Source organism: Methylobacterium sp. Leaf456 (assembly GCF_001425465.1).
In the GTDB taxonomy this organism is placed as follows: Bacteria; Pseudomonadota; Alphaproteobacteria; order Rhizobiales; family Beijerinckiaceae; genus Methylobacterium.
Genome location: NZ_LMQV01000040.1, coordinates 137,323 through 160,938, shown reverse-complemented (window position 1 = coordinate 160,938; position 23,616 = coordinate 137,323). Strand labels below are relative to the sequence as shown.

At 71.3% G+C, this 23,616-nt stretch carries 19 protein-coding genes; 10 read left to right on the top strand and 9 right to left on the bottom strand.

From position 1 onward, the window contains the following. Nucleotides 1–148: 148 nt before the first annotated feature. From ASG52_RS17870 to ASG52_RS17840, 7 genes are all read right to left on the bottom strand, one after another. Entirely contained in the window at nt 149–2,044 is a 1,896-nt protein-coding gene (locus tag ASG52_RS17870) for an aq_1923 C-terminal domain (protein WP_200945630.1), read from the bottom strand. Nucleotides 2,045–2,267: 223 nt separating this feature from the next. After that, nucleotides 2,268–3,272 carry a magnesium transporter CorA family protein gene (locus ASG52_RS17865; RefSeq protein WP_056246201.1) on the bottom strand — a complete coding sequence of 335 codons (1,005 nt, stop codon included), beginning with the start codon at nt 3,270–3,272 and terminating at the stop codon, nt 2,268–2,270. 21 nt (nt 3,273–3,293) lie between these two features. After that, nucleotides 3,294–4,148 (bottom strand): SDR family oxidoreductase, encoded by an 855-nt coding sequence (locus ASG52_RS17860; RefSeq protein WP_056246198.1) that lies wholly within the window; start codon nt 4,146–4,148, stop codon nt 3,294–3,296. Next, on the bottom strand, nt 4,145–4,990 hold the full coding sequence (locus ASG52_RS17855) for an SDR family NAD(P)-dependent oxidoreductase (protein ID WP_056246195.1): 846 nt from the start codon (nt 4,988–4,990) through the stop codon (nt 4,145–4,147). Before ASG52_RS17855 ends, ASG52_RS17860 begins: the two co-directional genes overlap by 4 nt. Next, nucleotides 4,987–5,748: an enoyl-CoA hydratase-related protein gene (locus ASG52_RS17850; RefSeq protein ID WP_056246193.1), complete on the bottom strand. Its 762-nt coding sequence runs from the start codon at nt 5,746–5,748 to the stop codon at nt 4,987–4,989. Before ASG52_RS17850 ends, ASG52_RS17855 begins: the two co-directional genes overlap by 4 nt. A gap of 131 nt (nt 5,749–5,879) precedes the next feature. Further along, complete coding sequence (gene katG / locus ASG52_RS17845) at nt 5,880–8,153, bottom strand: catalase/peroxidase HPI (protein WP_056246191.1); 2,274 nt, start codon at nt 8,151–8,153, stop codon at nt 5,880–5,882. A gap of 323 nt (nt 8,154–8,476) precedes the next feature. Then, nucleotides 8,477–9,508, bottom strand: coding sequence for a KpsF/GutQ family sugar-phosphate isomerase (locus ASG52_RS17840; protein ID WP_056246188.1), 1,032 nt, complete (start codon nt 9,506–9,508; stop codon nt 8,477–8,479). A gap of 204 nt (nt 9,509–9,712) precedes the next feature. On the opposite strand from ASG52_RS17840, the gene ASG52_RS17835 reads away from it, so the two are divergent. After that, a complete protein-coding gene (locus tag ASG52_RS17835) occupies nt 9,713–11,545 on the top strand; it encodes an outer membrane beta-barrel protein (protein ID WP_056246185.1) in 1,833 nt (610 codons plus the stop codon). A 185-nt stretch (nt 11,546–11,730) separates the two neighbouring features. On the opposite strand, the gene ASG52_RS17830 is transcribed toward ASG52_RS17835, so the two are convergent. Next, nucleotides 11,731–12,294, bottom strand: a complete 564-nt coding sequence (locus ASG52_RS17830; protein ID WP_056246182.1) for an AprI/Inh family metalloprotease inhibitor — start codon at nt 12,292–12,294, stop codon at nt 11,731–11,733. A gap of 288 nt (nt 12,295–12,582) precedes the next feature. On the opposite strand from ASG52_RS17830, the gene ASG52_RS17825 reads away from it, so the two are divergent. The 5 genes from ASG52_RS17825 to ASG52_RS17805 all read left to right on the top strand — a co-directional run bounded on the left by ASG52_RS17825 (nt 12,583) and on the right by ASG52_RS17805 (nt 18,611). Further along, a complete protein-coding gene (locus ASG52_RS17825) occupies nt 12,583–13,407 on the top strand; it encodes a DNA-binding protein (protein ID WP_286159093.1) in 825 nt (274 codons plus the stop codon). Between the two features lie 5 nt (nt 13,408–13,412). Continuing rightward, on the top strand, nt 13,413–14,906 hold the full coding sequence (locus ASG52_RS17820; protein WP_056246179.1) for a M48 family metalloprotease: 1,494 nt from the start codon (nt 13,413–13,415) through the stop codon (nt 14,904–14,906). 45 nt (nt 14,907–14,951) lie between these two features. Continuing rightward, nucleotides 14,952–15,854, top strand: a complete 903-nt coding sequence (locus ASG52_RS17815) for a glycosyltransferase family protein (protein ID WP_056246176.1) — start codon at nt 14,952–14,954, stop codon at nt 15,852–15,854. Further along, nucleotides 15,851–16,792, top strand: coding sequence for a glycosyltransferase family 2 protein (locus ASG52_RS17810; protein ID WP_056246173.1), 942 nt, complete (start codon nt 15,851–15,853; stop codon nt 16,790–16,792). Before ASG52_RS17815 ends, ASG52_RS17810 begins: the two co-directional genes overlap by 4 nt. Nucleotides 16,793–16,877: 85 nt before the next feature. Beyond that, a complete protein-coding gene (locus tag ASG52_RS17805; RefSeq protein WP_056246170.1) occupies nt 16,878–18,611 on the top strand; it encodes a sensor histidine kinase in 1,734 nt (577 codons plus the stop codon). A 183-nt stretch (nt 18,612–18,794) separates the two neighbouring features. On the opposite strand, the gene ASG52_RS17800 is transcribed toward ASG52_RS17805, so the two are convergent. After that, complete coding sequence (locus ASG52_RS17800; RefSeq protein ID WP_056246168.1) at nt 18,795–19,661, bottom strand: hypothetical protein; 867 nt, start codon at nt 19,659–19,661, stop codon at nt 18,795–18,797. 267 nt (nt 19,662–19,928) lie between these two features. On the opposite strand from ASG52_RS17800, the gene ASG52_RS17795 reads away from it, so the two are divergent. The 4 genes from ASG52_RS17795 (at nt 19,929) to ASG52_RS17780 (ending at nt 23,505) form a co-directional block, all read left to right on the top strand. After that, the gene (locus ASG52_RS17795; RefSeq protein ID WP_056246585.1) at nt 19,929–20,528 is read left to right on the top strand and encodes a superoxide dismutase; all 600 of its coding nucleotides are present in this window, start codon (nt 19,929–19,931) and stop codon (nt 20,526–20,528) included. A gap of 322 nt (nt 20,529–20,850) precedes the next feature. Continuing rightward, complete coding sequence (gene murJ, locus ASG52_RS17790) at nt 20,851–22,380, top strand: murein biosynthesis integral membrane protein MurJ (RefSeq protein ID WP_056246166.1); 1,530 nt, start codon at nt 20,851–20,853, stop codon at nt 22,378–22,380. A gap of 32 nt (nt 22,381–22,412) precedes the next feature. Then, nucleotides 22,413–23,087, top strand: a complete 675-nt coding sequence (locus tag ASG52_RS17785; protein ID WP_056246582.1) for a haloacid dehalogenase type II — start codon at nt 22,413–22,415, stop codon at nt 23,085–23,087. An 82-nt stretch (nt 23,088–23,169) separates the two neighbouring features. Continuing rightward, nucleotides 23,170–23,505, top strand: a complete 336-nt coding sequence (locus ASG52_RS17780; RefSeq protein WP_056246163.1) for a hypothetical protein — start codon at nt 23,170–23,172, stop codon at nt 23,503–23,505. Nucleotides 23,506–23,616 lie beyond the last annotated feature (111 nt).

Below are 23,616 nucleotides of genomic sequence, written 5' to 3'. Positions count from 1 at the left end.
GGCCCCATGGCGGCGGTGCCTTTCCTGAACCTGTGAATTGGGGCGAACCTAGGGATCGCCTTGCGCGAACACAAGCAGCACAGGAGGCCGCGGGCGGGACAAAGCGCGTATTGACGCTTCTTCCGCCCCACGCCTCCGGCCTGTCGGCTCACTCCGCCTTGGCGTTCACCTCGAGCTTGTCGAGCACGGCGGCCGGGGTCGGTGCGGTGCTGACGTCGACCATGCCGAGGCCGTCGCCGTTCTTGGCCTTGGCGCTGATCGACAAGGTGCCGGGCTTCGACACGAACTTGCCCATCGCCGCGCCGATCGCCTTGGCGGCGGCCGAGTTGCCGAGGATGACCGGGACGCCGATCACGCTCGCGGTGACGTATTCCTTGCGCAGCTCGTCCGGCTTGAGGCTCAGCGTCTTGGCCTGGGCGGTGATGAAGCGGTCGAACAGGCCACCGTTCTCCAGGGTCAGGTCGAGAGCCTTGGCGGTGGCCGAGAGCATGGCGAAGCCGGAGACCGCGGCATCGGGATCGAACACGTCGGGGCCGATGCCGCCCAGCGTCGCGTTGAGGCGGAGCCGGCCCATGTCCTTGCCGGTGAGCGACAGCTCGTTGAAGGACAGCTCCTTCGTGCCCTCGTTCCAGGCGGTGTCGGCGATCACGTCGAGGTCGAGGTCGCGGTAGCCGTAGAGGCCGAGCGAGCCGAGGCCCGGCACGCTCTCGACCGCGCTCGCCGGCAGCGTCAGCCCCGAGAGCGACAGGCGGCTCGCGGTCGGCACGCCGTCCTTCGGCGGGGCGAAGGTGATGCTGCCGCCGCGTACGCCGATCGGCATCGGCGCGGCCTTCATCGCCGGGTCCCGCCCATGGCTTGCGACATCGAGGTTCAGATCGGACAGGGTCAGGGTGCCGATCACCGGGGTGAGGCGGCGCAGCTCCGCCTCCTGCGCCGCCGGGTCGGCGGACGGCGGCACCGGCGCGGCCTTCTCGCCGGGCTTGGGGTCGGCGGGCTTGTCCGGCGCGCCCTTGTCAGGCGCACCCTTGGCGAGGCGGCGCAGGGTGGCGATGGTCGGCTCCAGCGAGAAGCCGGTGAGGCCGAGCCGCCCGACCTTGCCGCGGGCCTCCGCCGAGCCGAAGGACAGATCGGCGAGGCTCACGCCGGCCTCGGCGCCGTTGCCGGTGTAGGCGAACTTGCCGATGGCGAAGTTGAGCGGATCGGGCCCCTTCATCTCCTTCACCGCGATGTCGCTCGCCTCCAGGCTGCCGACCGAGACCGATTCGGCCAGATCGGCGATGAGCCCGGCGGCGCGGGCGCGCTTGCCCGGATCGGGCTGCGACAGGTCTGCGCCGGCGAGCGACTCGACGGCGCCGGACCACGTCGCCGGGGTCTGGCGCCCGGCGAGGTCGCGGCCGGTGAGCCGCGCGATCGAGACGGTGGTGCCGCGCTCGTCGATGAAGGCGATGGCCTCGACCGCGAGCGACGCGTAGAGCCGCTGGAAGCCGCTACGGGCGGTGCCGGCCTCGGCGTAGAGGCGGGCGAGCGCGGTCAGATCGACCTCCTCCGCCCGGATCTTGCCGTAGCTGCCGCTGGCCTTGGCCGGCTGCCCGGCCGCGCCCTCGACCGAGAGCGTCGCGCCCGCCGCCGTCAGCTCGCTGATGCGTCCGCCATGGACGTTGCGCGCGGTCACGTCGCGGTAGGTCACGATCTGCCGTTTGTCGCCGCGGCGCTCGACCCGAAGCTCGGGCATCGTCAGGCTGCCCGCGTCGAGGCGCTGGAGGCGCGTGCCCCAGCTCTCCTTGGCGTCGCTCTGGAAGATCGCGAGCAGCTCCTCCTTCGACAGCCGCGTGCCGCTGACCGCCACCCGCGGGGCGCTCACGCTGGTCTCGCCGAAGCTGAGCGTGACGTTGTCGAGGACGAGGTCCTGGACGGCGGAGGCCGCCTCCTGCGCCACGGCGGGCGCGACGAGCGGTGACGGGGCCGGGGCGGCCAGCAGGGCGGCGGCGCAGGCCGGGGCGAGCAGCGCCCGCATGCGGACGGGACGGCGCGTCGGAAGCGTCATGGTTCGATTCGGATCGAAGGCTGTCGAGGGAAGGGAGCCGTGTGCAGGCAACATCCCTGCCGGTTTTCCACAGGCGAGGCAATTGCGCGAAGGCCACGGCGGTGGGTTCTCGGCGGTCGCGACGGTGTTCGATTGGTCCGTCGGGCGCCACGGCTCCCCCTTCTCCCCGCACGGCGGGGAGAGGGGATGAACCGGACGCCGGGCGCCTGTAAAAAAGCAGGTCCTACAGCCACTTCTTCCAGCGGAAGAACACGTAGGGCAGCACCGCGGCCACCACCATCATCACCACGGCGGAGGGGTAGCCGAAGTGCCATTTCAGCTCCGGCATGATCTCGAAGTTCATGCCGTAGATCGAGGCGATCAGGGTGGGGGGCATGAACACCACCGCCATGACCGAGAACAGCTTGATGATGTTGTTCTGTTCCAGATTCACGAGCCCCAGCGTCGCGTCGAGCAAGAACTGAATTTTCGAGGAGAGGAACGTCGCATGCTCCTCCAGCGATTGCAGGTCGCGCAAGGTCGAGCGCACGTCCTCGCGCAGCTCCCGCGGCGCCTTGGAGGTGCGGTAGGTCGCCGAGAGCGAGAGCAGGATGCGCTCCATTGAGACGAGGCTCTCGCGCTGCTTCGAGATCAGGTCGCCGTGCCGCCCCAACGCCCGCAAGGTGTCCTGCAAGGCGGTGTTGCGGGCCGACGGGTCGTCCCGCTCCTCGAAGATTTTTCGCGACAATCGGTCGATGCGCTCGCCCTGGAGCTGGAGCACGTCCGCGGCGCGGTCGATCACCGCCTCGATCAGCCCGGCCAGGATGGTCTCGCCGGTGGTCGAGCGGGCCGGGCCGTTGCCCGTGGTGCGGCCGGCGCGCTGCGCGTACATGCTGAACGCCTGCGGCTCCTCGTAGCGCACCGTCACGAGGCGGTTGCCCCGCAGGATGAAGGTGATGCCGGCGAGCCCCGGCTCGTCGGAATCGCTCACCTTCGACAGCACGCGGCCGGTCATGTAGCGGGCGCCCTCCTCGACGTAGAGGAGTTCGGACGGCTCGATGTCCTTCATCTCCTCGCGCGTCGGCACCTGAATGCCCATGAAGGACTCGACCTTCACGTCCTCCTCGCGGGTCGGGCGGATCATGTCGAGCCAGACCGTGTCGTCGGGGATCGCGTCCTGCAATTCGAGGGGGCGGCGCTCCAGCAGGGTCTGCGCGCCGCCGGCGACCGGCTGGTGGATGAAGATCAAGGGCGGACTCGGAACTGGGTTCTAGTCGAACGCGCCGGGCGGCGGCTCGCTCGCATCCGGCACGAAGAAGTCCGGCGCAAGGGGGACGCCCGCTGTGACGCGGTATTTTGAAAAGTCCGTGACACCCTGCTCCGCCAGGAAGCTGTCGTCGATGAGGAAGCGGCCCGTCGTCTCGCGGGCCGGCCTCAGGAACAGGGCGTGGGCGGCATCCGCCATGATCTCGGGCGTGCGGCTCGCCTGCATCAGGGCGTCGCCGCCGAGCAGGTTCCGCACCGCCGCCGTGGCGATGGTGGTGCGCGGCCACAGGGCGTTGACCGCGATGCCCTTGCCCCTGAGTTCGCCCGAAAGCCCGAGTACGCACAGCGACATGCCGAACTTCGCCATGGTGTAGGCGAGGTGCGGCGCGAACCACTTCTCCGCCATATCAAGGGGGGGCGACAGCATCAGGATGTGCGGGTTCGAGGCCCTCTCCAGATGCGGGATCGCGTGCTTGCTCACCACGAAGGTGCCGCGCGCGTTGATCTGATGCATCAGATCGTAGCGCTTCATCTCGGTGTTGGCCGTGTTCGTCAGCGAGATCGCGCTGGCGTTGTTCACGACGATGTCGATCCCGCCGAATTTTTTTGCGGTCTGGTCGAGGGCATCCTTCACGGCGTTCTCGTCGCGCACGTCCACGACCATCGGAAGCGCTTGGCCGCCGGCCCGCTCGATCGCCTCGGCCGCGGTGTGGATCGTGCCCTCCAGCTTCGGGTGCGGGGTGTCGGTCTTGGCCGCGATCGCCACGTTGGCGCCGTCGCGGGCGGCGCGCAGGCCGATGGCGAGCCCGATGCCGCGCGAGGCGCCGGTGATGAACAGTGTCTTTCCCTTCAGGCTCATGCGTCCCTCACGATGCGGAAGCGCTCCGGCCGGCGCCCGTCTTCGTCGGTGAAGCCGTAGGCCTGCGCCAAGTCCCCGGCATGGAGGATGGTGCCGGCGCGTACCAGCACGTCCGGGTCGGCGGCGAGCGCGGCGAGCGCGCGGCCGGCATAGAGCGGGCTCTCGGTCGCCATCTCGGTCTGGCCGGCGTCGCGCACCCGTTCGGTCGCGACGAAACCCGGCGAGAGGCCCAAAGCGCAGACGCCGTGCGGCCTCAGTTCCGCCGCGCAGGCGAAGGCGAGGCGGTTCGTGACCGACTTGGCGAGGTCGTAATAGAGATCGCCGAGATAATCCTCGGTGCCGAACGAGACGAAGGCGAGCAGGCCGCTTTTGGCCGAGACCATGGCGGGCGCTACCGCTCGGGCGAGCAGCAGGCCGGGATACGGGCCGGTTCCGAGAAACCCGGAAAACGGCTCGGCCGAGCGGCGCCAGAACGGCGTGCCCCAGGTCGCGCCGTCGGGATAGCGCTCGCCGTCATAGCCCTCGTTGCCGCCCCAGACGCTGGAGACCGCGACATCGATCCGGCCGAAGCGCCGCAGGGCCCAGTGGACCAGCTCGTCCACCTGCCGCTCGCTCGTGTGGTCGCACAGGTAATGGTGCCCCTCGCCGCCTGCCGCATCGACGGCGCGGGCGGTGTCCTCGATGGTCTCGGGGCGGGTTTCGGTGCGCCGCCCGGTCTCGGAGGAGCGGGCGGTGACGATCACGGTCGCGCCGGCCTCGCCGAGGCCCCGCGCGATCCCCCGCCCGACCCCGCGCGAGGCCCCGGCGACGAGACAGACCTTGCCCTGGAGCGGACGCGTCACGGCTTGCGCGCGCCGGACAGGAAGCGGGCGAAGGCGGCTTGCGCCTCGTCCGAGGCCAGCCGCTCGGAGAAGGCGGCGGCCTCCGCTTCGATGGCGTCCTCCACCGCGGCCTGATCGCCGCGCATCAGCGCCCGCGTCGCCGCCACCGCCTCCCGCGGCAGGGCGGCGAGCCGGGCGGCATTTTCCAGCGCGCGGGCTTCCACCTCTTCCGAGGGCAGCAGCGCGTTGGCGAGACCGAGCGAGACGGCGGTCTCGCCGTCGAAAACCTCGGACAGGAGCAGCAGCGCGGAAGCCCGCGCGGTGCCGATCCGCCGCGGCAGCAGGTAGCTCGCCGCGGCCTCCGGCACGAGGCCGAGTTCGACGAAGGGCATGCGGAAGCGGCTCTGCGGCCCGACGAAGACGAGGTCGCAATGCAGGCACAGGGTGGTGCCGACGCCGACCGCGAGCCCGTCGATGGCGGCCACCAAAGGCGTGCGGGTGCGGGCGAGCTGCCGGATGAAGTGCAGGGCCGGCATGTCGAAGAACGAGCCGCCCTTCGCCGCCGCGACGAAGTCGGCCAGATCGTTGCCCGCGGTGAAGGCGCCGGGCAGCCCGGCCAGCACTACGGCGCCGATGTTTTGGGAGGCATCCGCCTCGGCGAGCGCCTCGCGCAGGGCGTCGTACATGGCGCCGGTCAGGGCGTTCTTCTTCTCCGGACGGTTCATCCGGATCAGCCGCACGCCGTCCGCACGGTCCTCGACGATGACGTGCTCGCTCATGCGCGACCCGCTCCCCGCGCCCTGCCCCGCCTCTCCTTCGGACGGATGGCGGGGATTGTCGAGGGGTGGCCGCCTCGAACGGAAAACGGGCGGCCGACCGGCCGCCCGCGTTCCTCGCAAGGGCCTTCGGATCAGACCCGCAGGTCGAACCGGTCGAGGTTCATCACCTTGTCCCACACCTTCACGAAGTCCCGCACGAAGCGCGCGTGACCGTCGGTGCCGGCATAGACTTCCGTCACCGCGCGGAGCTGCGCGTTCGAGCCGAAGACGAGGTCGCAGCGGGTGGCCGTGTACCGCGTCTGCCCGCTCTCGCGGTCGTCGAGGGTGAAGGTCAGGCCGGCTTCGTCCGCCTTCTTCCACGCGTAATCCATGCTAGTCAGCACGGTGAAGAAGTCGTTCGTCAGCACGCCGACGCGGTCGGTGAAGATGCCGTGGTTCGAGCCGTCGTGGTTCAGGTTGAGCGCGCGGGTGCCGCCGGTGAGCACGACCCATTCGGGGGCGGTGAGCGCCAGGAGGTTCGCCCGGTCGAGGAAGACCTGCTCGGGCGCGACCTTGCCCTGCGTGATCTCGGCGAAGCGGTCGTCGATGTAGTTGCGGAAGCCGTCGACCACGGGCTTCAGCCACTCGAAGCTCGCCTCGTCGGTGAGCTCGGACGTGGTGTCCATCCGCCCCGGCGCGAACGGCACGGTGACGTCGACGCCCGCATCTTGGGCCGCCTTCTCCACCGCGGCGCAGCCGCCGAGCACGATCAGGTCGGCGAGCGACACCTTCCTGCCGCCCGAGGCCTTGCCGTTGAAGCCGGAGGCGATGCCCCGCAGCGTCTCGATCACCGGCACGGCCCGCCGGTTGACCGACCAGCCGATCTGCGGGGCCAGCGCGATGCGGGCCCCGTTGGCGCCGCCGCGCTTGTCGCTCTTGCGGTAGGTCGAGGCCGACGAGAACGCCGTGAAGGCGAGATCCGACACCGAATGGCCGCTGCCTAGGATCTCCGCCTTGAGGGCGGCGATGTCGGAGGCGTCGATCACCGGGTGGTCGAGCGCCGGGATCGGGTCCTGCCAGATCAGCTCGTTCTCGAGCTTCTTCTCAGGGCCGAGGTAGCGCTCTTTCGGCCCCATGTCGCGGTGGGTGAGCTTGTACCACGCCTTCGAGAACTCGTGCGTGAAGAGGTCGAAGTCGTTGAGGAACTTCAGGCAGATCTCGCGATAGACCGGATCGACCTTCAGCGCGATGTCGCTGGTCATCATCATCAGCGGGTGGGTTTGGCCCGGCACGTGCGCGTCGGGGGTGCGCGGCGCGTCCGCGTCGGTCGGCTCCCATTGCAGAGCGCCGGCCGGGCTCTTGGTCTGCTTCCAGTCGAACTTGAAGAGGTTGGTGAGGTAGTCGTTGTCCCACGTCGTCGGGTTGGGGACCCACGAGCCCTCGATGCCGTTCGTCATCGTCTGCTCGGCGGAGCCTTTGCCCTCCGGGTTGTGCCAGCCGAGGCCCATCGCCTCCATTGGGGCGATCTCCGGCGGCGGGCCGATCCGGTCGGCCTTGACCATGCCGTGGCTCTTGCCGAAGGCGTGGCCGCCCGCGATCAGGGCGACGGTCTCCACGTCGTTCATCGCCATGCGGGTGAAGGTGACGCGGATGTCGTGCGCGGAGGCCGCCGGGTCGCCGCTGGCGTAGGGGCCTTCCGGGTTCACGTAGATCAGCGCCTGGTGCGAGGCCGCGAGCGGCTGCTCCAGATCGTAGTCCGGGTCGCCGTTTTGGCCGCGCCAGCGCTTGTCGCGGTTCACCATCTCGTCGGAGGACTTGACGTTGTGCGGGTCCCACAGCTCCGGGCCCCAATAGGTGGCGTTGTCCGCCTCCCAGGCGTCGCGCCGACCACCCGCGAAGCCGTAGGTCGGGAAGTTCATGATCTCCAGGGCGACGGTGCCGGTCAGCACCATCAGGTCGGCCCAGGACAGGGCGTTGCCGTATTTCTGCTTGATCGGCCAGATCAGGCGGCGCGACTTGTCGGTGTTGCCGTTGTCCCACCAGCTGCTGATCGGGGCGAAGCGCTGAAGGCCCTCGCCCGCGCCGCCGCGCCCGTCGGCGATGCGGTAGGTGCCGGCGGAGTGCCAGGCCATGCGGATCATCTGCGGGCCGTAATTGCCGTAATCCGACGGCCACCACGACACCGAACTTGTCAGGAACGCGCGGATATCGGCCTTGAGCGCTTCATAATCGATCGCTTCGAACGCGGCCTTGTAGTCGAAGTCGGGCCCGAGCGGGTCGGCTTGCGGCCCGTTCTGGTGCAGCGTCTCGACCCTCAGGCGGTCGGGATACCACTGCTCCAGCGTCGGCGGCGCGGCGAACGTGCCGCCGATGCGGTCCCCGCCGAAGGGGCATTTGCCCGAAAGGACATCGGTGTAGGTTTCCATGGTCCTTCCCCTTTTCTTAACGTTGCGCGCACGCGGCGGGGAAGGCTGTCGTCCGGCCTCACGTCCCGCATGGATGCGCGGCGACCGGCCCTCCGTATCGGGCCGGAAGCCGGAGCGTCCTGTGCTGCCGTCGGGATGGTTCGGTGTTCGAACGGCTGGCCTCAAACGCTCAGGCCGCCGAATGTTCCCGAGCTTGGCCGGCGCCATTTCGGCGCACCTCGGCGGGGGGATTCGAGGGTGGACGAGGGCGCGGCGCGACCCAGTGCGGCCGTGCCGAAGGGGCAGCGCGACGGCCGCCCGGCTCTCGAAACGCGTGAACGTACCTACGCGACGCCGGTGCGCAACAGATCGTGATAATGCACGAGGCCGACGGGGCGCCCGTCCTCGACCACGACGAGGGCGGTGATCTTCATCGCCTCCTGGATCTGCAGGGCCTTGGCCAGCAGGGTCTCGGGCGTGATCGTGCGGGGGTTGCGGGTCATCACCGCATCCACTGCGAGGTTGTCGAGGCCGGTCTTGGAGAAGATCGCGCGGCGCACGTCGCCGTCGGTGACGATGCCGGCGAGCCGCCCGTCCGCATCCGTCACCAGCACCGACCCGAACCCCTTGGCGTCGATCTCGGCCACCGCCGCCCGCATCGAGGTGGCGAGCGCCACGATCGGCAGGCGCTCGCCACCGTGCATCACCTCGCGCACCTGCCGCAGCGATGCGCCGAGCTTGCCGCCGGGATGGAACACGGAAAAATCGCGGGCCGAGAAGCCGCGGGCCTCCAGCAAAGCCACGGCGAGCGCGTCGCCGAGCGCGAGCTGCATCGCCGTCGAGGTCGTCGGGGCGAGCCCGTTGGGGCAGGCTTCCTTGGCCTTCGGCAGCGTCAGGCAGATGTCGGCCTCGCGCCCGAGCGTCGAGCCGGCGTTGCAGGTGATCGCCACGAGCGCGACGCCGTAGCGGCGGGTGTAGCCGATGATGTCGGCGAGTTCCGTGGTCTCGCCCGACCACGAGAGGGCCAGAACCACGTCCTCGGGCTGCACCATGCCGAGATCGCCGTGGCTCGCCTCCGCCGGATGGACGTAGAGGGCCGGCGTGCCGGTGGAGGCCATGGTCGCGGCGATCTTGCGGGCGACGTGGCCGGACTTGCCCATGCCGGTGCAGATCACCCGGCCGCGTCCGGCGCCGATTCGCGCGACCGCCTTCGCAAAGGCCGCCCCCATGCCGTTGCCGATCGCCGCCATCAGGCAGGCGAGGCCCTCGCGCTCGGTCTCGATGGTGCGCAGGGCCGAGGCCACGGCTGGCGCAAGGGTCGAGGCATGTGCCGTGTCGGCGTCGTCCGTCGCCTCGATCCGCTGGGCAAGGGCCATGTGGGAGTCCGGTCCGTGTTCGCGTCGTTCGCGTGCGTTCTTAGCCGCGAATGTGGTCGCAAGGGGGCTATCGCTCGGGCTGCGGCCGAAGCCGCCGCGAGGCGCGCCGAAACCGGCCGTTAACCCTGCTCGGTATAGCTCGGTTAACCATGGCGAGCCCGGACCAGCGGGCTTGCCGGCGGCATCGAGGGAAGAGCGCAGCCGGTGACACGCGAGCGGCCGATCACGGGAGAGCGCGCGAGCCGCGCCGCAGCGGGCCATTTCCCGCCGCGGGCCCCCGCATGGACGCTCGCCGCCGCGCTGGTGCTGGCGCCGCTCGCCGGCCCGGCCCTCGCCCAGGATTCCAACCCGTCCGACCCGTCCGCCGCCCCGGCGGAGGGCGCCGAGGCGCCTGCCCGCGCCCGGCCCCGTGCCTCCGGCATCGAGACCGCCTCGCCGCTCCGCAGCGGCAGCCCGATCGCGTCCGGGCTCGGCGCCTTGAATTCGGGTTCCGGCACGTCCGGCACGAGCCTCTTCGGACCCCGCGCCCCGGTCTCGTCGAGCGACAGCTCCACCGCGTCCGGCAGCTCCGGCGACGAGAGCGTCGCGCGCCTGCCGCGCTTCCGCACCGCCCCTGGCATCACCGGCGGGGCGAGCGTGAACGGCGCCCGGCCTTCGCTCCTGCGGCAGCGGGCGGCGCCCGCGCGCCGGCTCGGCTCGGCGACGAAGCAGCTCACCCAGGCGCGCACGCAGCAGACCACCACGGATCTCCGCCTGTCGCCGGTGATCCAGAGCCCGGTCTCCGGCGTGCCGCTGCCGTCCACCTTCGTGCGGCTCGGCCTCGTCAACCCGGCGGGCGTGCTGGGGCTCGGCCTCGGGCTCAACACCATCGCGCAGGGCAGCCTGAAGCCCATCGATCCGGCCTACGCGCCGCTGGGGCTTCGCATCGGGGCCCTCACCCTGCTGCCGGCCTTCACCCAGAGCATCGGCTACGACACCAACCCGAACCAGACCATCGCCCGCTTGGCCCAGCCCTCGCTGGTGCTGCGCAGCGAGGGCGAACTCGCGGTCCGCTCCGACTGGTCGCAAGCCGAGTTCACGAGCGAGATGCGCGGCAGCTATCTCGAATATCCCGACAACCCGGATGCGAGCCGCCCCAACGCCGTCGGCGTCTCGCGGCTGCGGATCGATGCCAACCGCGACACCCGGATCGACGTCGAGACGCGCTTCCTGCTCGACAGTCAGCGCGCCGGCAGCCCCGATCTCAACGCCGCGACCGCCAGCCGCCCGCTGTTTGCGAGCTACGGCGCGTCGGTGGGGGTGCAGGAGAACTTCAACCGGCTGCAATTGTCGCTGCGCGGCTCGCTCGACCGGCAGGTGTTCGAGGATGCGCGCCTGTCGAACGGCACGGTGATCCGCCAGAGCGACCGCGATGCCAACCAGTACGGCGTCCGACTGCGGGCGGGCTACGAAGTCTCGCCGATGTTCACGCCCTTCGTCGAGACGCTGATCGACACCCGCGTCTACGACACGCCGGTCGATCAGTACGGGCTGCGGCGCGATTCCGACGGCATCGCCTTCTCGGCGGGCGCCAGCATCGAGCTGAACCGCGCGCTCACTGCCGAGGTCTCGGCGGGCATGCAGCACCGCTCCTACGTCGATCGTACGCTTCGCCCCATCGACGCGCCGCTCGTCAGCGCCGCGCTGATCTGGACGGTGTCGCCGCTGACGACCGTGCGCTTCAACCAGCAGACCGGCGTGATCGAGACCGCGGTGCCGGGCTCCAGCGGCGCCTTCACCGACGTGGCGACGCTGGAGGTGCAGCACGACCTGTTTCGCAACCTCTCGATCAATGTCGGCGGCACCTACCTCTCGAATGATTACGAGGGCGTGCGCATCCGCGAGCGCGGCTACTCCGCCTTCGCCCGGCTGGATTACCGCTTCAACCGCTGGCTGACCTTCCGCGGCAGCTACCTCTGGTCGACGCTGACGAGCTCCAGCGCGAACGCGAGCTACGAGGGCCACGCCGTGCTGCTTGGCGTGCGGGTGAACCCCTGAGGGGCCGCGCGCTTCGACGGTCCTCCCACCCTCGCCCTCATCCTGAGGTGCGCAGCGAAGCGGAGCCCCGAAAGAGGGCTCCAGCGTCTCGCGCGATCCCTGGAACCCTCCCTCGAGGCCGCTTCGCGGCACCTCAGGATGAGGGGGTTGGGTGGGATCAGCCGGCCGAAAAAGCGCCTGGAAACCTACCGCGCCAGCGCGAGCTGCGCGCCGGACTTCGACAGCGCGCCGTCGAGGCTGCCGCCGGCCTGCCGCAGGCGCGCCGTGACGGTGCCGCCGGGCTGGTAGAGATAGACTTCGCCGTCGCGAAAATCCCAGGCCGAGACCTTGGCGAGATCCTTGTTGGCGCAGCCCGCGGTAGAGGCCTTGTAGAGGTCGAGCGCGGGCGCGCTCGACAGCGAGACCTTGCAGCTGCCGGACGCGTCGGTGGCGTTCCACGAGCCCACCACCGAGGAGCGGCCGGTGGCGATCACGGGGGCCGGGGCGGGTGCCGGGGGCAGTGGCTCGGGCTCGATCACCGGCGAGGGGGCTGCGGCCACGCTCGGCGGCCCATCGACCGGGGCGGCGCTGGCGCCGGGCGGGGGGGCGAGCGGCTCGCTGGTCACCCGGCCCGCGGGCAGGGCCGGCGTGGCGGGCTCCAGCGCGGCCTGCGGGCGCGGCCGTGGCCCGTCGAAGCGCGACGTGCCGCAGGCGCCGAGGCTCGCGGCGAGCGCGAGACAGGCTGTGGTCGAGAGCAACCCGCGCGGCATCGAGATCCCTTATGTCCTCGGGCAAACCTGCGGCTCCCGTCGCGGCCAAATGCGATGGCGGCAAGGCGCGCGGAACAAGCGGGGCGGGAAAAGCGGGACCGTGGCCGGTTTTCGGAGGGGTGTGGCGGGACGGCCTCACTGGGGAAGCCGCGCGGGTGCGCGCCGAGTGTGGCGCCTCTGCCGCACGGTCGGCGAATATGCCGAAGGCGTTGCCCCGGCCCCGATCCCGGCGTGATCCGCCCCGATCCTGGCGCCCGACCGATTCCCGCAGGCTCGAGCGAGACGCGTGTGAACCCACCGCCCGCCATCGCGACACGGCGCCCGCTCAGCCCCGCCCGTCGGGGCGGTGCCCTCTGGCTGCTCGCCGCCTGCGGGGCACTGCCGCTTCCCGCCCAGGCGGACGAATCCTGCCGCACCGGCGCGGCGCGGGCCGACCGGCTCGCCGGCCTCGGTATCCGGGGCGAACTCATCCTCGCCTCGGGGCGCCGGGCGGTTTTTTCCGACCTGCGCTGGCCCGACGAGCCCGAGGCGGACGCCGCCGCCCGCGCGTGGTTGCTGCCGTTCCGCGATGCGCCGCTCACGCTGACCGAGCGCGGCGGCGAGGACCGCTGGGGCCGCCGCCGGGTCGATGCGGTGACGGAGGGCGCCGAGCCCGCGGACCTCGCGGGCGGGCTGATCGCGGCCGGCCTCGCCCAGGCCGATCCGGGTGAGGCGGAGGCCCTGTGCCGCCCTTCCTTGCGGGCGCTGGAGGCGACGCCCCGCGCGGACGGGCTCGGCCTCTGGAAGGACGGCGCGATCCTGGCGACCGACGCCGCCGCGCTCACCGCGCGGGCCGGGCGCTTCACCGTCACCGAGGGGCACATCCTGCATGTCGGCGAGCGCAGCGCGCGCACGTATCTGGACTTCGCCCCGCGCGGAGCGCAGGGCCTCACGGTGACCGTGCAGAAACGCACTTGGCGGAGGCTGGCCGAACATGGTTTGTCTGCGGCCACGCTAAGGGGGCGCTTCGTGCGCGTCCGCGGTACGGTCGAGATGCGGCGGGGCCCGGTGATCGACTTGGATACCCGGGACGCGATCGAGGTGGTCGAGGGGGAGCGGGCGCTGCGGCGCTGAACGGCATGGCGGGGGATCGGCACATCGGATCGGTGCGGCGGGGCGCTGTGGCGCGTCGCGCACGGCTGCTCGCGGGGCTCGGCCTTGCAGTCCTGCTCTCGGCCTGCGCCGGTGAGCAGACCGGCAGCCTCATCACCCCGGCCGTCATCAAGGTGCCGGAGCAGGCCCCCAAGACCACCGGCCGCGCCCGCAGCGGCGACGACGCGGACCACGCCAAGCTCGTGGTCTCCTTCGGCGGCGAATACCGCGCGCCGTCCGCGCACAAGCTCCTCACCGAGGTGACCGAGCGGCTGGTGAAGGCGAGCGAGCGGCCGGACGAGGCCTACGCGGTGACGCTGCTCGATTCGCCCGTCGTCAACGCCTTCGCGCTGCCGAGCGGCCGGCTCTACGTCACCCGGGGCCTGCTGGCGCTCGCCACCGACACGTCCGAAGTCGCGGCGGTGCTGGCCCACGAGATTGCCCACGTGACCCTGCGCCACGCCACCGCCCGCAGCGAGATGGCCTTGCGCTCGCAGCTCGTCAGCCGGGTCGTGGCCGACGTGCTGAACGATCCGGTGACCGGCGCGCAGCTCGAGAACCAGTCGAAGTTCACGCTGGCCCGCTTCTCCCGCGAGCAGGAATTCGAGGCCGACACCAGCGGCGTGCGGGTGCTGGCCCAGGCCGGCTACGATCCGTTCGGCGCGAGCCGCTTCTTGGAGGCGCTCAACCGCACCCTGGCGCTCAAGTCCGGCACCGGCACGGCGAGCGAGCCCGACATGCTGGCGACCCACCCCGCCACCACCGAGCGCATCGCGCTCGTCACCCGCGCGGCCCGGCGCATCGGCGCCCCCGGCCTCGGCGTGGACGAGCGCGCCCGCTACCTCGCGGCCATCGACGGGCTCGCCTACGGCGACAACCCCGGCGAGGGCATGGTGCGCGCCCGCCGCTTCCTGCATCCGGGCCTTCGCATCGCCTTCGAGGTGCCCGACGCCTTCGCCATCGAGAACACCCGCAACGCCGTGCTCGGCACCACGCCGGAAGGCAGTCGCCGCCTGCTGTTCGATCAGGTGGAGGCCAGCGCCGACCGCGGGCTGGAGGACGTTCTGCGCGCCACATGGAACGACGCGATCGACGGGGCTTCCGTCGAGAACCGCATCGTCAACGGGCACCCGGCGGTGACCGCCCTGTCGAAGGGCAAGGACTGGACCTTCCGCCTCGCCGCACTTCGCGTCGGCGAGACCACCTACCGGATGATCATGGCGGCCAAGGGCGCGACCGACCCGGACCCGGCCTTCCGCCGCTGGATCGACAGCCTGCGCCCGATCGAGCCGGACGAGGCGGCGAGCCTCAAGCCCGCCCACCTGCGCGTCGTCACCGCCGCGCCGGGCGACACGGTGGAGAGCCTCTCGCGCCGCATGATCGTGCCGGACCGGGCCGCCGAGCGCTTCCTCGTGCTGAACGGGCTGGAGCGCGGGGCGAGCGTGAAGCCGGGGCAGAGCTATAAGGTGGTGGTGGAGTAGGCTCGCGGCTTGCTCCGCCGACGCCTCCTGTCCTAGGCCGTCCCCGTGACGCCCTCCGCCCTTGCCAACGACACCGCCGTCGCGGTCGTGTTCTTCCGCCCCTCCGCTCCACAGGTGGAGCGGATCGTCGAGCGCTTTTGCGGGCACCTACCGGTCTTCGCCTACGACAACGGCGGCCTTCCGGCCGATGCGCTCGCGCGGCTCGATGCGGCGGGGGTGGCGCGCCTGGGTGAGGGCCGCAACGACGGCATCGGCGCCGCTCTCAACCGATTGTGCGAGGCGGCCGCGGCGAAAGGCTTCGCCCGGCTGTTCCTGCTCGATCAGGACGCCGACACCTCGCCCGACACGGCCCATGCGCTCGGCCTCGCCCTCGACTGCCTCGGCGCCGCGACCCCGCCGCCCGCGCTCGTGGGCCCGGCCCCCGCGCCGAACCCCGGCCATAAGGCGCCGCGCTATCCCCTCCGCCCCAGCGTGGCGCCCCACGGCGCCCTGCTGCCGGTGGAGTTCCTGGCGACCTCGGGCTCGCTTGTCGATCTCGCGACATTCAAGAGAATCGGGCCGTTCCGCGAGGACTTCTTCATCGACGCGGTCGATCTCGAATGGTGCTTTCGCGCCTGGAGCCGCGGGTTTTCCTGCTGGATGGATCCGGCCACCGCGATTCCCCACAGCATCGGGCGGGGCACGATCCGCGCCCGGTTCCTGCCGATCGCGATGCCGGATCAGCCGCCCTTCCGCATGGCGGTCTACCTGCGCAACACCGCCTTCAGTTGGCGCCTGCCGCACGTGCCGGCCCGGTGGAAGCTCAAGCAGATGGCCTATCTGCCGGCCCAGATCGGGCTCTACTGGGCGCATCACGGCTATCGGCCGAGCCTGCTCGCGCGGCTCCTGCGCGCGGTGGCCGACGGCCTGCGGGGGCGGCTCGGGCGGCCCGCGGACGCGCCGCCATGAACCCACTCATGAGCCCGCTCGACGTCGTCATCGTCAACTGGAACGCCGGGGACCAGCTCGCCGCTTGTCTGTCGAGCCTCGCGGCCTGCGACGACGCGGCGGCGCTCCGCGTCGTCGTGGTGGACAACGCCTCCACCGACGGCTCGGCCCAAAAGCTGGAACGGGAGGGCCTGCACGTCACCGTGCTGCGCAATGCCCAAAACCTCGGCTTCGCCCGCGCCTGCAACCAGGGCGCGACCCTGGGCTCGGCCGAGGCGATCCTGTTCCTCAATCCCGACACCGAGGTGAGCCGCGACGGGATCGGTGAGGCCCGCGCGGTGCTGGAGGCGGATTCCCGCACCGGCATCGTCGGCGCCCGCCTCGTGGACGAGGCGGGCCATACCCACCGCACCTGCGCGCGGACGCCGACCGGCTTCAGCCTCGTCGCCCACACGCTGTTCCTCGACCGGCTCCTGCCGGGGCGCGTGCCGCCGCATTTCCGGCTCGACTGGGACCACGCCGACACCCGCGCGGTGGACGCGGTGATGGGCGCCTTCCTGATGATCCGCCGCCCGCTCTTCGAACGACTCGGCGGCTTCGACGAGCGCTTCTTCGTCTACTGGGAGGACGCCGACCTCTGCACCCGGACGGGTGAGGCGGGCTTTTCCGTGTGCCATGCCGCACGGGCCGTGATCCGCCATCGCGGCCAGGGGACCACTGCGGCGGTGAAGGACCGGCGGCTGTTCTACTTCCTGCGCGCCCAGGCGCTCTACGGGCAAAAACACCATGGACAGGTCGCGCTCCTCGGCGTTCTGGCGGCGGCGTTCACCGTCAATCTGCCGGTGCGGCTCGTGCGGGCGCTGCTGCGGGGCGGCCCCGGTGAGGCCGGCGCGGTCCTGCGCGCGGGCCGCTGGCTCGCCGCCGCTGCGCCCAAGCTGTTGACCCGGCGGCCGAGTTAGGGCTTGCCTCCGCCGTGGCCTTGCCGGTCGCCGCGCCCTCGGCCATGCTGAAGGGTGCGGCCCGGGCTGCTGAACGGGGAACGGATTGCTCGAACGGGCGGACCAGGGTTCTCGATCGCCGGATGTCTCGCCCGGCCTGTACCGGGCTGCCTTCGATGCCGCGCCGGTCGGCCTCGCCATTCTCTCGCCCGACGGCCGCACCATCCGCGCCGCCAACCCGCGCCTGTGCGGCTGGCTCGGGCACCCGCCCGGCGCCCTCGACGGGCAGGCGGTTGCTTCCGTGCTGGAGGGCGCGCAGGCGGTCGAGCCCGGCATCCGCCGCTGGCGCCGGGCCGACGGCACCGGCATCGACCTGCGGCTGTCCCTCTCGGAAGAAGCCGGCGGCGAGACGGTGGCGGTGGCCGAGGAGGTCGATGCCGACGAGCTGGTCCGGGCCGAGCAGAACCGCGACGCGCTGACCGCCGCGGGCCTCGGCGAATGGCGCTGGGACCTCACCACCGGCGAGATGGCCTTTTCGCGACGCGCGGCGCAGATCTTGGGATATGCGCCCGGCCGCTCCGTCACCTGGGCGGCGATGCGCGGGCGGATCGACCCGGAGGACGCGGAGCGCATCGGCGCCACCGTGTCCGAGGCCATCGCGCAGGGGCGCCATTACGAGTTCCAGACCCGGTTCCGCCGCGCCGCGGACGATGCCGAGATCTGGGTCGGCGCCCGCGGCGAGGCGGTTCTTTCCACCGACGGTACCCCGGTCGGCATCGTCGGGGTGGTGCAGGACATCACCACGCGGGTCGAGGCCCGCGCCGCGCTCACCGAGCGCGAGGAGCGGCTGCGGGTCGCGACCACCGTGGCCAATCTCGGCATCTTCGAATGGCATGTCCTCGACGACCGGGCGACGTGGGAGAACGAGCGGATGTTCGCCCTGTTCGGCCGCCGGCCGGAAGAGGGCAGCATCGGCAAGTCGACCTTCCTCAAGGAGATCCTGCACCCCGAGGACCGCCCGGCCTTCCGGCAGGCGATCGTGCGGGCTCTGCGCGAGGACACGATCCTGCACGCCACCGGCCGCATCCGCCGCCACGACGACGGCACGTGGCGCACCATCGACATGGCGGGCAAGTTCGAGCGGGGCCGCGCCGGCGCGCTGCCCCGGCGCCTGATCGGGGTCGTGGCCGACGTGACCGACCGGCACCAGTCGGAGGAGCGGCGCAGTCTCCTCATCCGCGAGCTGCACCACCGGGTGAAGAACACGCTCGCCACGGTGCAGGCCATCGTCGGCTCGACGGCGCGCACGGCCACCAGCATCGACAGCTTCCACGAGGCGTTCGTGGGCCGCATCAAGTCGCTCGCCCACACCCACAGCGTGCTGACCGAGGCGACGTGGCAGACCGCGCGCCTGCGCGACCTGCTCGCTTCCGAGCTGATGCCCTACGCCGAGAGCGAGACCGAGACCTCGCCGGACCTGCGCATCGTCCTGGACGGCCCGCCGGTCGATCTGCCCTCCGACATCGCGGTGCCGATCGGCATGGCGATCCACGAGCTGACCACCAACGCGGCCAAGTACGGCGCTCTTTCCACCGGCCGCGGGCGCGTCGCCATCACCTGGAATGTCCGGGACGGGACGCTCCACCTCGACTGGCGCGAGAGCGGCGGCCCCACCGTCGCCCCCCCGACCCGCCAGGGCTTCGGCTCGCGCCTGCTGCAGCGGGTGCTGACGACCCAGGTCCAGGCGACGATCACGACGGATTACGCGCCGGAGGGGTTCCACCTGACGCTCGCGGCGCCGATGCCGGACCGGAATCCGGCGCTCAACCCGCTGGCGTGACCGTTTCGACTCTGCGAAGGCCGGAGACAGGCGGCTCTACGCCGCCCTGGGATACTCCACCATCATTCCGGGGCGCCGCAGGCGAACCCGGAATCCACCCGTGATGCGCGGCTGTGGAAACGTTGCGACCCGTCGTGGATTCCGGGTTACGTTGCGCGGCCCCGGAATGACGTTCGAGGGTTTTTACGCCGCCCCGCGCGTTTCCTCGCCACCCGCATTCACGAAGCTCTTCAATTCGTCGAGGGAGCCGAAGGTGAAGCGGCCGCGCGGCGTGTCGGCCTCGATCGAGCCGTCGGAGAACATCACGTAGGTGTTGGCGCCCGACGCGTAGCTGCCGACCGCGTGGCGCGCCGGCTCGGGCTCGGGAGCGTTGTCTTCGTCCCTTGTCTCCGCCTCGGCGACCGCGGGGGCAGGTTCCGGGGCGGGCTCCGGTACCGGAGCGGGCGGCTCAGTGGGCAGGTCGAGCGCCGGGCGCAGGCCGATGCCCTCGGCGACGGGAAGCATCGGCTCCGGCGGGGCCGCCGGGGCGGGTTCGGCGGCGAACAGATGGTCCTCCTCCCGCTTGCGGCGGGCCGGCGCTTCCGGCAACAGGTCGGGCAGCAGCGGCTCGGCCTCGGTCCGGCGCTCGGCGACGAGATCGGGATCCTCGAACACCGGCTCGGTGCCGCGCCCGCCCGGACGGATCGCGCCGAGGCTCAGCCCGGCGAGCCCCGCCGTACCCGCGAGCGTCCCGGCCGATGGGGGCTCCACGGCCGGGGCCGGCATCACCGGATCGCCAGAGGGCGCGAGCCACGGGGCGGAATCGACCGGCACGGCGGCTTGCTGGCCGAAACCCTCCTCGCGCAGGCGGATGATGGCACGCTGCACCCGGCGTAAGCGGTCGACCACCGCGGACAGGCCGAGCAGGATCACCCCGGCGGACGCCGCGGTGGAGCCGCCGATCACCATGGCGAGCCCGCTCTCCAGCCGCACGTAGGGAAAGCCCTGGACCACGGCGGCGGCGCCGCCGAGGATCATGACGAGACTGAGCGCGAGCAGCGCGACGACCATGGTACTCTCGACTGACTGTCGCGGGCGGCGGGAGCGGGCAGGATAACCCCCGGAACCGGCATTGCAAAATTCCGTGGGGACGTTGCACGGGGAAATCGGGCGTTTCCGCGGCTTTGCCCCCCTTTGCGCACAGTTCGCAGCGTTGCCGAGGTCGCGGGTGCGACTTACCTACCGGCCGTCGCCTCGCCGGCCGCGCGCCGACCCCGCTCTCTGGCGCGCCCCACACGACCCGACGCCCGCGAGGCCCGGATGACCCAGGAGACCCGCATGACGTTCACCCTGCCGGAGCTGCCCTACGCCTACGACGCGCTGGGGCCCTACATGTCGAAGGAGACCCTCGAGTTCCACCACGACAAGCACCACAAGGCCTACGTGGACACCGGCAACAAGCTGCTCGAAGGCACCGATCTCGCCGGCAAGAGCGTCGAGGAGATCGTCAAGGCGAGCTACAACACCAATCAGGCGCTGTTCAACAACGCCGGCCAGCACTTCAACCACCTCCATTTCTGGAACTGGATGAAGCCCAACGGCGGCGGCCAGCCCCCGCAGGCGCTGGCCTCGAAGATCGACGAGGATCTCGGCGGCTACGAGAAGTTCAAGGCCGACTTCATCCAAGCGGGCGTCGGCCAGTTCGGCTCGGGCTGGGCGTGGCTCGCGGTCAAGGACGGCAAGCTCGCCATCATGAAGACCCCCAACGGCGAGAACCCGCTCGTCCACGGCGCCACCCCGATCCTCGGCGTCGACGTGTGGGAGCACTCCTACTACATCGACTACCGCAACCGCCGGCCCGACTACCTCAAGGCGTTCATCGAGAACCTCGTGAACTGGGAGTACGTCGAGAAGCTGTACGGGGAAGCGAAGGCCTGATCGGCTTCGTCTGAACCGCGCGTGTCCGGGCCGCCCCATCGCCGATGGAGCGGCCCTTTTCGTGCGCGGCGTGGCGCGGCGGTCATTGCTCCGCGGTGGCGAGGCGCCGTACTCGCTGGATCAGCACCGCGCCGCCTCATCCCACCCATCCCCCTCATCCTGAGGTGCCGTAGCGAAGCGGAGGCCTCGAAGGAGGGCTCCAGCCCGCCGCGCGACTTCTGGAACCCTCCTTCGAGGCCGCTTCGCGGCACCTCAGGATGAGGGGATGGGTGGGGGTTCGGCGGCCGAGCCATCGTCAATCGCGCGGGATAAACCCAAAAAAATGATCCGCTCGATCCTCTCCGTCGGCGGCTGGACGCTGGTCTCGCGGGTCACCGGGTTCGCCCGCGACGTGGTGACGGCGGCCGTGATGGGGGCCGGGCCGGTCGCGGACGCCTTCGTCGTCGCCTTCCGCCTGCCGAACCACTTCCGTGCGATCTTCGGTGAGGGGGCGTTCAACACCGCCTTCGTGCCGGCCTATGCGCGACTCGAAGAGGCGGGCGAGGCCGGCGCGGCCCAAAAATTCGCGGACTGCGTCTTCACCCTGATGCTGCTGGTGCAGGTGGGGCTGCTGGCCCTCGCCCTCCCGGCGATGCCCTGGGTGGTGCGCGCGCTGGCGCCGGGTTTCTCCGAGGATGCCGAGCGGTTTTCCCTCGCGGTCGACCTCACCCGGATCACCTTCCCCTACCTGCTGTTCATGACGCTGGTGACGCTGTTCTCCGGCATCCTCAACGCGCATCGCCGCTTTGCCGCCGCGGCCGGGGCGCCGGTGCTGCTCAACCTCGCGATGCTGGCCGCGCTCGCGCTCGCCTTCCTGTTCCCCAACGCGGCCTATGCCGCCGCCTGGGGCGTGTCGGTGTCGGGCGTGCTGCAATTCGCGCTGGTGTGGTGGGATGCGCGCCGGGGCGCCTACGCGCCGCGGCTGGTCAAGCCGACGTTGCGCGACCCCGCCATGGTGCGCTTCTTCAAGGTGCTGGGGCCGGCGGTGATCGGCTCGGCCGGGTTCCAGATCGCGTCCTTCGCCGACACCATCATCGCGAGCTTCCTGCCGGTCGGCGCGGTCTCGGCGCTCTACTATGCGGACCGGCTCTACCAGCTGCCCTTCGGCGTCATCGCCATCGCGGCCGGCACGGTGCTGCTGCCGGAGATGAGCCGGCGGATCGCGTCCGGCGATGTCGCCGGGGCGCATGCCGCGCAGAACCGGGCCGCCGGGTTCTCGCTGGCGCTCTCGGCGCCCTTCGCGGTCGCCTTCCTGACCCTGCCGGGGCCGATCATGGCCGCCCTGTTCCAGCGCGGCGCCTTCACCTCGGACGACGCCGCCCGCGCGGCGGCCGTGCTCGCCGCCTACGGGCTGGCGCTGCCCGCCGTCGTGCTGGTGCGCTCTGCGGTGGCGAGCTTCTATGCCCGGCAGGACACCAAGACGCCGCTCTACGCTTCGCTCACGGCCATCGCGGTCAACGTCGCGCTGAAGCTCGTGCTGACCGGGCCCTACGGCGTCGCGGGCCTCGCGCTCGCCACCGCCATCGGCGCCTGGATCAATCTCGGCCTGCTTTATGCCATGGCCCTCAAGCGCGGCTGGACCGCGCCGGGGCGCCCGCTCCTCGTCACCGTGGCGGTGGTCGCGGTGGCGAGCGTCGGGCTCGCGGTGCTGGCGGTCTACGGCCTGCCGTTGGCTGAGCGGATCGTGCCCGCCCTGCCCCATCTGCGCGAGGTCGCCGTGCTGGCGCTGCTGGGGCTTGCAGGCGCCTTGGCCTATGGCGGCGCACTGCTGGTGGGGTTGCGCCTGTTCGGCGTGCGCCTGCGCCGCAGGTAGCCGGACGCCGGCCCCTGCCACAGATGGCGGGCATGACCCGATCCGATCTCTTCGCCGGCAAGACCCACGCCGTGTTCGACGCCTACGGCACGCTGCTCGACGTGCATTCGGCGGTCGCCCGCCATGCCGAGGCCATCGGCCCGAAGGCGCAGGCGTTTTCGGATTTGTGGCGGGTGAAGCAGCTCGAATACAGCTGGGTCATCGGGCTGATGGGCCGCTACGAAAAATTCTGGACGCTGACCGAGCGCGCCCTCGACTTCGCGCTGGCCAAGCATCCCGACGTGGCTCCGACGTTGCGCGGAAAACTGCTCGACGCCTATCGCGAGCTCGATGCCTATGCGGAGGTGCCCCGCGTGCTGGCGCGCCTGCGCGCGGCGGGCGTGAGGACCGCCGTGTTCTCCAACGGCGACGCGGCGATGCTGGAGCGGGCGGTCGCCTCCGCCGGGCTGGCCGAGCGGCTCGACGCGGTACTCTCGGTCGATCCCGTTCGCACCTTCAAGACCGCGCCCGTGGCCTACCGACTGGTCCTCGATCGGCTCGGCGCGGCGCGGGAGGGCGTGCTGTTCTTCTCCTCGAACCGCTGGGACATCGCGGGGGCGACCGCCTTCGGTTTCGACGCCGTGTGGGTCAACCGCACCGAGCAGCCCGACGAGTACCCGGACCTTCCCCCCCGCGCGGTCGTGAAGGGTCTCGACACGGTCGTGTGAACGGGGGGCAAACCCGCGTTCGCCAATCCTTAAGCACGTGGGCGGTATTTTGCCGGAGCGTCCCCTGGAGGTTCTTGGTCCCGTGTCCGTCTCCGTCCTCGCCCGGAAGGGTTTTTGCGCGGCGCTCCTCGCTGCCGCCCTCGTCTCCACCGCGCCGGCCTCGGCCCGCGACGGTCGCAACGGCGCCCTGATCGGCGGCGCCGCCGCGGGCGTCGTCGGCGGCCTCGCGCTGGGCGCTCTCCTCAACGGCGGCGGCGCCCCGCCCCCCGGCCCGGCCCCGCGCCCGGTCTATGTCGAGGAAGGCCCGGTCTACGTCGCCCCGCCGCCGCGCCGCGGCCCGATCTGCCACTACGAGCGCCGCAAGCAGTGGCTCAACGACATCGAGTTCACCTACAAGAACGTCGAAGTCTGCGAATAACGCCGACGATCCTCCCACCCACATCCTCATCCTGAGGTGCTGAAGCGTTAGCTCAGCCTCGAAGGAGGGCTCCAGACGTCTCAGCGATTCCTGGAGCCCTCCTTCGAGGCC